Origin of the sequence: Marinibacterium sp. SX1 (genome assembly GCF_050389775.1) — a bacterium.
GTDB lineage: Bacteria > Pseudomonadota > Alphaproteobacteria > Rhodobacterales > Rhodobacteraceae > Marinibacterium.
In genome coordinates this window covers 3546462-3559299 of the sequence record NZ_CP177144.1, presented here as the reverse complement: position 1 = coordinate 3559299, position 12838 = coordinate 3546462, and the positions used below count along the sequence as shown (strand labels likewise).

General features: G+C 70.8%; 11 protein-coding genes. 7 read left to right on the top strand and 4 right to left on the bottom strand.

Features of this window, described 5'->3' with window-relative positions; all coding sequences use genetic code 11:
• Positions 1-46: 46 nt before the first annotated feature.
• Positions 47-2002, bottom strand: a complete 1956-nt coding sequence (locus ACK3BB_RS16075) for a sensor histidine kinase (RefSeq protein ID WP_428925648.1) — start codon at positions 2000-2002, stop codon at positions 47-49.
• Positions 2003-2102: 100 nt separating this feature from the next.
• On the bottom strand, positions 2103-2426 hold the full coding sequence (locus ACK3BB_RS16070) for a hypothetical protein (RefSeq protein WP_428925647.1): 324 nt from the start codon (positions 2424-2426) through the stop codon (positions 2103-2105).
• A gap of 781 nt (positions 2427-3207) precedes the next feature.
• Here ACK3BB_RS16070 and ACK3BB_RS16065 point away from each other — a divergent pair.
• The 6 genes from ACK3BB_RS16065 to ACK3BB_RS16040 all read left to right on the top strand — a co-directional run bounded on the left by ACK3BB_RS16065 (position 3208) and on the right by ACK3BB_RS16040 (position 10771).
• Entirely contained in the window at positions 3208-3753 is a 546-nt protein-coding gene (locus ACK3BB_RS16065) for an SRPBCC family protein (protein ID WP_428925646.1), read from the top strand.
• Positions 3754-4337: 584 nt separating this feature from the next.
• Positions 4338-5255, top strand: coding sequence for a YncE family protein (locus tag ACK3BB_RS16060; protein WP_428925645.1), 918 nt, complete (start codon positions 4338-4340; stop codon positions 5253-5255).
• On the top strand, positions 5252-7075 hold the full coding sequence (locus ACK3BB_RS16055) for a sensor histidine kinase (protein WP_428925644.1): 1824 nt from the start codon (positions 5252-5254) through the stop codon (positions 7073-7075). The genes ACK3BB_RS16060 and ACK3BB_RS16055 overlap by 4 nt, the downstream gene beginning before the upstream one ends.
• Positions 7072-7731 (top strand): response regulator transcription factor, encoded by a 660-nt coding sequence (locus tag ACK3BB_RS16050; protein ID WP_428925643.1) that lies wholly within the window; start codon positions 7072-7074, stop codon positions 7729-7731. The genes ACK3BB_RS16055 and ACK3BB_RS16050 overlap by 4 nt, the downstream gene beginning before the upstream one ends.
• Positions 7732-7832: 101 nt before the next feature.
• Positions 7833-9332: a hypothetical protein gene (locus ACK3BB_RS16045; RefSeq protein ID WP_428925642.1), complete on the top strand. Its 1500-nt coding sequence runs from the start codon at positions 7833-7835 to the stop codon at positions 9330-9332.
• 410 nt (positions 9333-9742) lie between these two features.
• Positions 9743-10771: a quinoprotein dehydrogenase-associated SoxYZ-like carrier gene (locus ACK3BB_RS16040; RefSeq protein WP_428925641.1), complete on the top strand. Its 1029-nt coding sequence runs from the start codon at positions 9743-9745 to the stop codon at positions 10769-10771.
• Positions 10772-11137: 366 nt separating this feature from the next.
• On the opposite strand, the gene ACK3BB_RS16035 is transcribed toward ACK3BB_RS16040, so the two are convergent.
• Together ACK3BB_RS16035 and ACK3BB_RS16030 are read right to left on the bottom strand one after the other, a co-directional pair.
• On the bottom strand, positions 11138-11500 hold the full coding sequence (locus tag ACK3BB_RS16035) for a hypothetical protein (RefSeq protein ID WP_428925640.1): 363 nt from the start codon (positions 11498-11500) through the stop codon (positions 11138-11140).
• Entirely contained in the window at positions 11487-12440 is a 954-nt protein-coding gene (locus ACK3BB_RS16030; protein WP_428925639.1) for a hypothetical protein, read from the bottom strand. Before ACK3BB_RS16030 ends, ACK3BB_RS16035 begins: the two co-directional genes overlap by 14 nt.
• A 168-nt stretch (positions 12441-12608) precedes the next feature.
• Here ACK3BB_RS16030 and ACK3BB_RS16025 point away from each other — a divergent pair, with 168 nt between their 5' ends.
• A complete protein-coding gene (locus tag ACK3BB_RS16025) occupies positions 12609-12815 on the top strand; it encodes a hypothetical protein (RefSeq protein WP_428925638.1) in 207 nt (68 codons plus the stop codon).
• The last annotated feature ends 23 nt before the right edge of the window (positions 12816-12838 follow it).

Below are 12838 nucleotides of genomic sequence, written 5' to 3'. Positions count from 1 at the left end.
CCCTCCACCGGCCAGATGCGCAACTTCGGGCAGGATCGGCAACGCCTTACACCGGGGGATCGACCACCGGCAGCCAGATGCGGAACTCGGCCCCGCCACCGTCCAGGTTCGACGCTTCGATGATCCCCCCGGCGCGCTGCACCAGCGTCTGGCTGATCGACAGGCCCAGCCCGGTGCCTTCGCCCTGCTTGGTTGTGAAGAACGGATCAAAGACCTTGTCGCGGATCGTGGCCGGCAGGCCGGGCCCGGTGTCGCCCACCACCAGCATCGCCCCGCGCATCCCGTCGCGCAGCCCCGGCGCAAGGCGCAGGGTCAGCCGGCCCGGCCCGTCCATGGCCTGGGCCGCGTTGACCATCAGGTTGACCACCACCTGCTGCAGCTCGCCCGGATCGATGCGCACCGATGGCGTGGCGGGATCGCAGGATTTCACCACCTCGACCCCGCTTTGCGACAGCACGTGGTCGACCAGCAGCAGGCAATCGTCGACCACCGGACCCAGCTCGACCGGCTCGCCGTAGCCCGAGAACTCACCGGGCCGGGCAAATTGCAGCAGCTTGCCCACGATGGCCGAGATCCGGGTGACCTGGCCGTCGATCAGCGCCAGCTCGGTTTCGACCTCGGCCGCCGCCGCCGGGCCGAGGCTGTCGCGGATCACGTCGACATTGCCCTGGATCACCGCCACGGGGTTGTTGATCTCATGGGCCACGCCGGCCGTGATTTCCCCGATCGAGGCCAGCTTCTCGGACATGACCAGCTGGCGGAAGGTCTCTTCGAGCCGGTCATTGGCCAGGCGCAATTCGGCCGTGCGGTCCTCGACGGCCATGTTCAGCTCGTCCGCCCAGGCCCGCAGCCGGGCGTCGCGGTCCTGGATGCCGTCGAGCAGCAGGTCGAGATGGGCCGCGACCTGGCCGATCTCGTCGCGCGTGCCGATATTGCCGTTGCGCGCCGACAGATCGCCGCCCTCGACCCGTTTCATCGTCTGGGTCATCCGTTCCAGCGGGGCAAAGATGCCCTTGGCCAGCCACAGGAAGACCGGGGCCGACAGGGCAAGCACGGCGAAGAAGGCGGCCATCATCCAGACAAAGGCCTTGCGCTTGGCCGTGGTGAAGGGCGCTTCGAGGAAACCCACGTAGAGCATGCCGACCCGGCGGCCGAAACTGTCGGCCAGGGGCAGGTAGCCCGAGATGTACCAATCGTTGACCACAAAGGCCCGGTCGAGCCAGGTGCGGCCTTCGTCCAGCACGCCCTGGCGCACGGCGGCCGACACCCGGGTGCCCAGGGCGCGGACATCCTCGAAGAGCCGCACGTTGGTCGACACGCGCACATCGTCGAGAAACAGCGTGGCCGTGCCCTGTCGGTCGCCGCCGGTCACGGCGTTGAGATAGACCAAGGCGTTGACCCGGTCGATGAACTGAAGGTTGCGGTTCAGCAGGATGCCCCCGACCAGCACGCCCGCATGTCCGGGCTGGGCCACGGGCACGGCGGCATGGATGACCATGCCGCGATCCTCGGTCCGCCGGTCGGTGGGCCGGGCGGCCTCGGTCTCGATCAGGTCGATCCGGGCGCGTGCGTCAAGCTGGCCGGGAAAGCCGGCCAGCACCCCGGGCGGAAAGATGTCGATCTGACTGTCGGGCAGCCCGGCCAGGGCCGAGGCGATGACCGGCCAGCGCGCGGCGGCCGGGCCGGCCTGGGCATCGGGCAGGTAATAGAGGAAATCCAGCGACAGCCGGGCGCGCATGGCGGCGAGATAGGTCTCGGCCGGGCCGTCCAGGGCGGTGACAAAGGCCGTCGAGCGGGCGATGCCTTCGAGCCCGGTGGCCGTGCCGGTCATCAGCCGGTTGAGATATTGCCCGGCGATGCGCAGGTCGCTTTCGACATTGGCGATGAGCACGTCGTCGTAATCGGCGGTCCAGCGGGTCATGCCGAGAAACAGCAGGAACGGCATGAGCACGATGAGCGGCAGGAGCGCCAGGATCAGCAGGCGCAGGCGGACCGAGGTCATCGGCAGACGGGGCCGCGCGGGGCGGGCCGGCGGCGGGCAAGGAGGACGGGGCGGCGGATCATGGGCCCACAGAGGCCCAGGACGACCGCGCTGGCAAGGGTCAATCGCCGCCCATGACGACCACGGCGGCCAGCGCCAGGCCCAGCCCGGCCACCTGGCGCGACCCGAAGGGCTCGTTGAAGACCAGCCAGCCGAGCCCGGCCAGCAGGACCAGCGTGGCCGAGGAATAGAGCACGGCCACCGAGGCCAGCGAATGGCTGCGCATCAGGACAAACCAGCCAAAGGCCGGCAGGCCATAAAGCACGAGGCCGATCCAGAACAGGCCTGAGCCAAGGCCCGAAGGATGATGGGTGGAGAGCTTGATGCAATAGTCGCCCGGGCAGGTCAGAAGGGTAACGGCCAACAGGAACAGGACGGTGGTCACGGGAACACCTCGTCAATAACAGGTTGAAAACAAACGGTCATAAAAATTGTGTCCCAAGTCTGCCACATCGGGGCCCGGACTGGCAAGCATGGCGCGCCGGTCGGGTGGGGTGGGGCCGGGCCGTTTCGGGTGAGGACGGGCAGCCCCTTGGGCGGATGGCGGGTTTGGTCTGGCCGTTGGGGACGGGGCCAGGACAGGGCGCCGGAGAGGCGGGCCGGGGGACAAGGGGAGACAGGTCGCGCGGCGCAGGCCGGTTGGCGGGCGCGGCTGGGCCGCGAAGGGTGGACCAGGAGCGGGCAGTGGTTGCGAGGGTGCCGGGTCGCACTGGGGAGACGGGGCGAATGGTGCGGACCGGATGGCAGTGGTGGGTCGCGATGGGCAGGCCACGAATGGGCAGTCGTCGTATGGCGGCCGCGGGCCAAGGAGAGACAGTTCGCGAGCCGGTTGGCGGGCGCGGCCGGGCCGCGAGGGGTGGACCAGGAAAGGGCAGTCGTCGCGAGAGAGAGTCCGGTCACATAGGGGAAACGGGCCGAACGGCGCGGACCGGATGGTGGGGATCGGGCCTGGGCGGAGCAGCGTCGAGGGGGCCGGGCGCCAAATGGAACCCGGTCGTGCGGCAGGGGCCTGCGACTTTGGCATCATGGAATACCATCGTATCCCCTGTAACATCGCGACCATGGGGCAGGCCGCCGGGCCTGCCCGGAGGAGAGCGGCCGGGGCATGGGCCCTGGCCCGGACGATCGCGAACATGCGGGCTTCCGCGTGAGAAATGGGAGGACAGATGGGACGTATCCTGCAGGGAGCGGCATTGGCCCTGGCAATGGTGTCGGTGCCCGTTGCGGCGCTGGCCCACGGGCCGTCGCGCCAGAAGGTGACCGAAACCGTGGCCGTGACGGCCGCGCCCGACGAGGTCTGGGCGCGGATCGGCGATTTCCAGGACATGAGCTGGCATCCGGCCGTGGCAAAGACCGTGGGCGAGGGCGGCAACGAGATCGACGCCACCCGCGTGCTGAGCCTGGGCGCCGAGGACGGGCCGGTGATCAACGAGGTGCTCTACAAGTACGACGCCGACAAGCGGACCTATTCCTACCGGATCACCGAGGTCGACGTGAACGTGCTGCCGGTGACGAATTATTCGTCGCACCTGACGGTCAAGGAGGGCGAGAACGGCGGCGCGCTGATCGAATGGCGCGGGGCGTTCTACCGGGGCTATCCGAACAACGACCCGCCGCCCGAGCTGAACGACGAGGCGGCCATCGCGGCGGTGACCGATGTCTACCGGGCCGGGCTTGAGGCGCTGGCCGCAGAGTTCGGAGCGGCGAACTGATCGGAAGGGCCGGAACAATGGCCCGGGGCCGGCGGCAGGCCGGCCCGGGGCGCACAGGCGGGCAGGGCGCGGGGCGATGGACCCATAGCGCCCTTTCGGCGTTCGGGGCGATGGTTGGCCGGTCGTGTGCTGCGCGCCGTTCGACGGAGGGCCTGTGCCGGGCGACAGACGGGTCGGGCTTGGCATTCGGCGGTTCGGGTCGGGCAAAAGACGGCATGGGCCGGGTAACGCACACCTATGGCCGGGCAGCAGACGGTCCGGGCCTGGTGACAGACGGTTTGGCCCGGGCGAAAGACGGCTTGGGCCAGATAACGCACAACTCGGTCCGGGCAGCAGGCGGTTCGGGTCTGGCAACGGACGGTTTGGGCCGGACAGCAAGCGGTTCGGGCTCGGTAACTGGCAATTCGGGCCGGGCAACAGGTCGCTTGGGCTTGGCAACAGGCCGCCTGTGGGGGGCAACCGATGTCCGACCCGTTGGCGCGTGTAAAATGGCGCTTGGCCCATGGCGTGGCATGGCACAGGCGCCCGACGGCGCAGGCCGTTCGACGAATGGCCGCCCCGCTCTTGCGCCCCGGACTGCCGCCATGGTGCTGGCCGCGATACTGGCCGGGCCGGTCGCGACATTGGCCGGGGCCGGGCCGCTGGCCTACGTGACCAACCAATCCGACGACAGCCTGTCCATCGTCGATCTCGACGCCGGCCGCGAACGCGCCCGGGTGCCCGTGCCGGGCAAGCCCGCGGGCGTGGCCGTGGCGCCCGATGGCCGGGTCTGGGTCACCAGCCCCGAGGCCGGGCGGCTGGGCGTCTATGATCCGGCCTCGGGCCATTTCGACCAGATCGAGCTGGGCGGCGGGCCGCTGGGCCTGGCCGTCAACCCGGTCAGCGGCGCGGTCTATGCCGCCGATTGGCATGGCGACCGCCTGTCGGTTGTCGTCGACGGCCGCCACCTGGCCGACTGGCCCACCGGAGACAGCCCCTCGGGCGTGGCCGTCACCCCCGACGGCCACCAGATCCTGACCGCCGACCGCGATTCCCACCAGCTCAGCCTCTTTGACGCCGATGGCACGCGCCGGGCGGTGGTGGCCGTCGGCGAACGGCCCTTCGGCGTGACCATCGACGCCCGGGGCCGGCTGGCCTATGCGGCCAATGTCGGGTCCGACGATGTCTCGGTCGTCGACATCGCCGCCGCCCGGGTCGTGGCCACCATCCCCACCGGCCTGCGCCCCTACGAGGTCGCGCTGGCCGCCGGGCGGGGCTTTGTCACCAATTCCTACGGCGACAGCGTCACGGTGTTCGACCTGGACAGCCACGAGGTGCTGGCCGAGATCGCCGTGGGCGAATACCCTGAAGGCATCGACGCCAGCGCCGACGGGCGCCGGATCTACGTGGCCAACTGGATGACCGACACGCTCAGCATCATCGACACCGACAGCCTGCAGGTGCTGGGCGAGATTGCCGTGGGCGCCGGGCCCCGGGCCTTCGGGAGCTTCCTGTCCGAATGACGCCCCAGCCCCGCCGTCGCATCGCCCTGTCGCTGATCGTGGCCTATGCCGTGGCCCTGGTCGCGCTGCTCGGCCTGGCCGGGCTGACCTTCCTGGGCTTCCGCGCGGCGCGCGAACAGATCGAAACCGCCGGCCAGTCGCTGCGCCAGCTGGAAACCGCCCGGATCATCGAGGCCGGGTTCAACCGCTACCTGCTGGATCTCAACCGCCACCCGCCTGGCGCGGATGGCCGCGACAGCCCGGCGGCGGGCAACCTGCGCGGCACGCTGCTGGTGCATCGGGGCATCGTGGCCGAGGAAATCGCCGCCGCCGCCACGCCGGCCGAAGAGGCCCGGGAACGCGCCGAGATGGTCCGCGCGCTGCAGTTGTCGACGATCTTCGAGGATATCGAGCGCAAGACGATCTATGCCCGGGCCCAGCTGGCCGGCACCGGCGAGCGGCTCAGCGCGGCGGACATGGCCGTTCTGGTCGCCCCGGACGAAGCGGCGATCCGGCGCATCCTGGCCCAGATCATCGCCGACGAGCAGGCCGAATCCGCCGCCGCCCTCACGCGGCTGGAAGACCTGCGCAAGCGCTACCTGACCCTGGGCGGCTGGCTGGCCGGGCTGGGCCTGCTGGTCGTGCTGCTGGTCGGCGTGGCGGCCTATCGCCAGCTCCTGCGCCCGATCCGTGCCCTGACCCGCGCGGTCGAGGGGCAGGGCGATGCGGATGCGGCGAGCCTGCCCGGCCCGGCCGGGCCGGAGAGCGATGGCCCGGCCGATGCCGCCCGCGCTGCCGGCGATGCCCCCGAGGCTCATGCCGGAGGAGTGACCTGCGGTGCCTGCGCGATCGACGCTGGCACCGCGACGGAGGTTGCAAACCGACACGGCACCGCCACGGGCGACACCCACGAGGTCATGGCCGGCCATGCAACCGGCGCCACCCTGGGGCCCGGCGCCCGACCCGCGACCGGCAAGGCACAGCCCTCCGATGCCACCGTAAAACCGGATGCCCACGCGCCCGTACCCGCCGCGCCGATCCGCGCGCCCAGTGACCTGCCCGGGGAATTCGCCCTGCTGGCCGACCGGTTCAATTCCATGCTCGACCGGATCGACAGCGAACAGGACCGCCTGCGCACCCAGGTCGAGGCGGCCACCGCCGACCAGGCCCGGGCCAATGCCGAGCTGCGCCGGATCGACAGCGCCCGCCGGGCCTTCTTTGCCAATATCAGCCACGAGCTGCGCACGCCGATCACGGTGCTGCTGGGCGAGGCTCAGGTCGCCCTGAAATCCGACGACGGCCACCGCGCCGCGCTGGAACGGATCTCGGCCAGCGGCGGGTTCCTGCGCCGCAGGCTCGACGACCTCCTGGCCCTGGCCCGGTCCGAGGACGGCACGCTGCAGCTTGACCGCGTGCCCTTCGACCTGGCCGACGAGGTGACCGCCGCCGTGGCCGCCGCCCGGGCCTTTGCCGAGGTCAACGAGGTGGCGTTGGACCTGCTGGTCACCGGCGACCGCGAAGTAATGGGCGATGCCTCGGCCCTGCGCCAGGCCGTGCTGGCGCTGATCGACAATGCCGTGAAATTCTCGCCGCCGGGCGGGCGGATCACCGTGCGGCTGGGCGCCGACCGGCTCTGTGTCAGCGACGAGGGCCCGGGCTTCGGCGACACCGACCCGATGGACCTGTTCGACCGCTACGTCCAGGGCGGCAGCGGCAAGCTGCGCGGGGGCACCGGGTTGGGGCTGGCCATCGTGGCCTGGATCGCCGACCATCACGGCGCAAGGGTCGAGGCCGAGAACGGCCGGGAGAGGGGGGCCGTGGTGCGGTTGATCTGGACATGAGCGAATTGCGCATCCTTCTGGTCGAAGACGACGTGGGCGTGGCCCGCATGCTGGAACGCGGGTTGCAACAGGCCGGCTATGTCGTCGACTGGTCGCGCACGCTGCACGATGCCGTGGCCCAGACCGGGCGGCTGGCCCATGACCTGGTCGTGCTTGACCGCATGCTGCCCGATGGCGACGGGGCGGCACTGTGTGCGGCCCTTCGCAAGTTCGGCCACCCGGCCCGGGTCTGCATGCTGACCGCGCGCGACGCGCTCGAAGACAAGCTGCGGGGGTTCGACGCGGGGGCCGATGATTACCTGGTCAAGCCTTTCGAGTTCGACGAATTGCTGGCCCGGCTGCATGCGCTCGGCCGGCGCGGCCCGGCCGAACGGCCCGAGCTGCGCCGCGACGAGGCCAGCCGCAGCCTGGTCCTGGGCGCGCGGCAGGTGCGGCTGACCAAGCGCGAATGGGCGCTGGCCCAGCCCTTGCTGGACCGGCGCGGCGAGACGGTGCGGCGCGAGGATCTGCTGGCCGCGGCCTGGGGCGGCGAGGATGCGGTGTCGGCCAACACGGTGGATGTCTACGTGGGTTACCTGCGGCGCAAGCTGGCCGAACTGGATGGGGATGTGCGCATCGAGACATTGCGCGGAGAGGGCTTCCGGCTGAGCGGTTGAAGGGGATTTCCTGATGACCGAAACGCCCGGATTTGCTAGTCCTTTCAACTAGGGAGCGGCAATCAAGCCATGAGCAAGCGAATGGGAGGAACCAGCGCGCCATGACCGAGAAATATCTGTGGGCCGGGGGCGCGGCGGTGGCCGGCCTGGTGATCGGGCTGGCCATGAGCGGCGGATCGGGCAACGAGGCGGCGGTGAGCCGGCAGATGGACGAGATGCGGGCCGAACTGGCCGACGCCGTGGCGGCCGTGTCGGGCAAGGTCGACGAGCTGTCGGGCGGGCTGGCGGCCAACGAGGCTTCGGTCGCGGCCCTGTCGACGGGGCTGACGGGGCAGTCCGACAGCCTGGCCGATCTGGGCGCCCGGGCCGAGGCCAATGCCGCGGCGCTCGACGGGCTGAACGGCGTGCTCGAAGCGCTGTCGGGCGATCAGGCGGCGCTGGGAGAACGGGTGTCGGGCATGACCGGCGACATGGGCGAGATGCGCGGCGAGCTGATGGCCGCGATGAAGGACACGCTGGCCGCCGCCGCGGCCGTCGGGATGACCGGCGGATCGGGTGGTGGTGCGTCGAATGCGGGCGCGACACCTGCGGCGGCCCCGGCGCCCGAAGCGGCGTCTGAACCTGCGCCCGAACCCGAAACGCAAACCGCCGAGGCACCGGCCTCTGAACCGGCTGACGACAGCGCGCGGATGGCCGAGCTGCAGGCGCAGGTCGGCGACGATGGCCTGGTCCTCGCCGTGGGCCAGGCCGTGGCCGTGGGTGACCGCCAGGTCTTTCTGTCGCGCCTGTCGGACCAGGGCGCCCATCTGCGCATCCGCGGCCAGGAGCCGATCCTGGCGGCCATGGGCGGGGCGCCGGCCGAGCTCGGGGGCAATTGCACGATCCGCCTGGCCGGGATTGCCGGTGGCCGGGCCTACATGACCGGCGCCTGCGCCGAGGAAGCGGCCGAAGCGGTGGCCGACGTGCCGCCCGTCGAGGTGCCCGACACGGCCGAGCTAGCCCTGGCCACCGGCCAGACCGGGCTGTTCGGGGATTACCGGGTCTTCCTGTCGCGGCTCGATGCGGGCACGGCGCATCTGCGCATCTTCACCCTGACCGGCCTGAGCGAAAGCGCCACCGTCGCGGCGCACCAGCCCCACATGTTCGGCCCCGGCTGCGGCATTGCCCTGGCCGGGATCGACGGGCGCACGGCCCGGTTGCAGGCGGCTTGCGGCGATGCGGCCGGCGGCCTGTCCGACCTGCGCGCCGCCGTCGCCGAGCCCGCCGCCGAACCGCAGGCCGAAGCGGCAGCCGCCCCGGCCACGCCCGCACCCGCCGCCGACACCCCCGAGCCGGTCGAGGCGGCAACCCCGGCCCCGCGCCTGGCCGATGGGCTCAGCGCCGACGGGCTGGAACTGCGCGTCGGGGAAACGGCCATCGTGGGTGATGTCCGGCTCTTCGTGCAGCGCCTGCCCGGTGATGCGGTGCAGCTGATGCAGGTCGGCCAGGGCACTGTCACGCTTGACCGGTTCCGCCCGCTCGACCTGGGCAATGGCTGCGCCCTGTCGCTGACCGGCGTGCAGGACGGCGCGGCCTATGTCGAACCGACCTGCGCCGAGTGATCCCCTGGTCCCGCGCCGGGTGATCCGGCGCGGGGTAGGGTCCGTCCGGCAGTGGCCGCGGGCTTGACCGGCCCGATGCGGGCTGATCGGTATGATCGGGCCGGGCACGTTGCTCCTTTGTCATGGCTGTTTTGCAATTCGTCCCGTGTGGTGATCCGCGCGTGGTGGGTGGGATCGGGTGATCCCCGTATCGCGACCGGACTGCGATGAACCCTGGGCATTGCCCCGCGAAGATCGCCGTTCAGCCGAACACCTCCCCCCGGCATGCGACCGGCCCGCAAGGCCAGGGGTCACGCGGATGTGACCGAAACGCCCGCCGAGGGGCCGGTTTTCTACGACCATGACGCCATCGACAGGCCGGGGGCCGCCGTGTCAGCCTTGGTCCCGAACGCAGAGCGGGAGGAGGAGCCATGCGTCTGTCGACAACCGGGGCCGTCATCGGGGTCAAATTCCGGGCCATGTACCGGGCCAAACACAGCGCAAATCACGGGTACGGGCCGGGTGGCGGGGCGCGCCTGTCCGACAGCCGATCAACAGGGCCGGGGGGCGCGGGGCGCCTGTCCGACGGCCGGTCAACAGGGCAGCGCAGGGGCCGGGCGATGCGGGCCGTCGTGCTGGCCGCCGGGCTGGTGATGGCCACCGGAACCGTTCCGATGGCCGGCGCCGCCGCGCAGGACCGCATGGCCGCGCCGGAACAGCCCGGCGAGACCTGGGCCGAGATCCGCGCGGCGATTTTCCCCGAGGACCTGGTGATCGCCGAGGCCGGCGAGGCCATCTCGCTCGAAGCGCCCTATCGCGCCCATGATGCCGCCGCCGTGCCCGTGCGCCTGCGCATCGATCCGGGCCCGGGCCGCCATGTCGACAGCCTGACCCTGATCGTCGACGAGAACCCCGCGCCGGTGGCCGCGACCTTTACCCTGGGCGAGGCCATGGGCCCGGTGATCGAGATCTCGACCCGGCTGCGGGTCAATGCCTATTCCAACGTGCGCGCGGTGGTCGGGCTGAGCGATGGCAGCTGGATGCAGACGGCGCGTTACGTCAAGGCTTCGGGCGGCTGTTCGGCCCCGGCCACGGGTGATCCGGCGGCGGCGCTGGCGGCCATGGGCAAGATGAAGATGCGGCTCTTCGATGCGGCCGGGTCGGCGACGGGCGGTGACGGGCGGCTGGATGCCCAGGTGATGATCCGCCATCCCAACAATTCGGGGTTCCAGCTGGACCAGGTCACCCAGCTGTACGTTCCGCCCCGGTTCGTCGACCGCATCGCGGTGTTCGAAGGCGACCGGCCGCTCTTTGCGCTGGAAGGCGGGATTTCCCTGAGCGAGGATCCTTCGCTGCGGTTCCGGTTCACTCCGGCGGGCACCGGGCCGCTGCGCGTCGAGGCCGAGGACACCGACGGCGCGGCCTTTGCCCAGAGCTTTCCACTGGACGCGGCGTTCTGATCTGGTGGCCGTCGCCCGGATGCTTGCATCCGGGCGCCCTTGGCCGTGATGCGGATGCTTGTTTCCGGGCGCCCTTGGCCGTGAACCGGATGCTTGCTTTCGGGGTGCCCCTGGCCGTGATGCGGATGCTGGCATCCGAGGTGCCATTGGACATGATGCGGATGCTTGTTTCCGGGCACCTCGGGTTGTGACCCGGATGCTCGCATCCGGGGTACCCCTGGCCGTGATCCGAATGCCGGCTTGCGGGGCGCCCTTGGCCGTGATCCGCTTGACCCTGTGCGGGGTGCCCCTGGCCATGATCCGCGTGCCTGCATTCGGCTACACCGTGCGGCCGGCCCCGGATGCAAGCATCCGGGCAGGGCGGGGTCACTGGAAGCAGAGGATATCGGCTTCGATCTGGGCGCGGCGCATGTCGGCGACCATGGCCTTGTGGCGGGCCGAGGCGCGGAAGGGGGCGACCTTTTCGCCGCCGACCTGGACGGTGCGCAGGATCGTCTCGGCCTTGACGTAATCGTCATAGGGCAAAAGCCGGGCGACATGGTCGATCGAACAGGAGCATTTGGCCAGCATTTCAGCGGTTTCGCCGTTGGTGCTCATGCAGGCAAAGACATAATCGGCCCGGGCCACGGTGGGGTAATCGTTCAGCACCGGGGTCTGGGCCATGGCGGGTCCGGCCAAGAGCAGGGCCAGGGCGGCGCGGGGCAGTGAGAGGCGATCAGCTTTCGACATCAAGGCTCACCTCTTCGACAAAGACCGGGGCGTCGGCCGGGCCGGCCACGGCCGACAACCGGGCGAACATGCCGGGCAGGCTGTCATCCAGCAGCAGGCTGATTTCGAGATTGGTATAGTCCCCCAGCGCGGCCGTGTTGGGATCACCGGCCAGCGGGCGCATGACCAGCCGGGTGCCGTCGGGCCGGGTTTCCACCTGCATCCCCCGGGCCATGCCGTCGCGCATGCGGTTGCGCAGGTAGAAGCTGGATCCGCCGGTGTCGCGCGACAGGTCCTGCAGCACCTGTTCGAGGAAGATGATCAGCACCGGGTTGCCTTCGACCGACTGGAAGGGCGGCAGGCTGCGGCTGGTCCCGTCGCGGGTCAGCACGGCCTCGACATCGCGGCGCCGGTCGTCGGCCCCGGGCGCGGTGGCCAGGGCGATATGGCCCGTGGTGGCCCGTGTCTCGCCGCTGGTGCTGTCGGTGCGCAGCGCGCGCACGGTGTAGTCGAGCGGCGCGCCGGGGGGCAGGGCGGCCATGTGGGCCGTGCCGAACAGCAGGTCGATCTGGGGCGGGGTCTGGCCCGTGTTCGTGGAGGCCGTGTTCGGGGTTTCGGGGGCGGATTGTGTGGCCGCGGCCTGGGCCAGCCGGGCGGCGGGCGGTGCATCGGCCTGGGCTGTGATCCGGCCCGTCAGTTGGGCAAGGGTCTGCTCCGCCTGGTGGGTGACGGCCATGCTGGCCGGTTGGGCAACGGCGCGGTCCGAGGGCTGAGCGAGGGCATGGCCGACCGACAGGTCAACGGCCTGGCGTTCTTGATGGGCGGCGGCCTGGCCGGGCGCGTCGGCGATGACCAGCCCGGGGGCCGCGTCGGCCTGCTGGGCGCGGGCCGGGGCGCCGGGCAGGGCCAGCAGACCGGCCAGGCCAAGGGCGCCGGCCCTGCGGATGAAATCTTTGGTCACGGGTCGGTCTCCTCCTCTTCCTCCCCCGGGCGCGGCGGGCGCCTGGCCGGCCGCTGCCCCGATCCGATCGGCACAGGCCGCGGCCTGCGCCTTTTGTCCCGGTGGAAGTCTAGCCCCGGCCGGACGATCATGGCCAGACCCTACGCCCGGGCGGAAAGGAGCCGGAGCATGCTGGAACTGATCGTCATCGCCTGCCTGGCGCGGGATCCCACCCATTGCCGCGCGCATAACCTCACGCTGCTGACCCCGGGGCTGAGCCCGTCGCAATGCCTCTATTCGTCGATCCCGCGCGTGGCGCGCTGGCAGATCATGAACGAGGCCTGGCAGGTGCAGTCCTGGAACTGCGCCATGATCACCACGGAAGAAACCACCTGAGCCAGTCCGACCAACGGCCAACT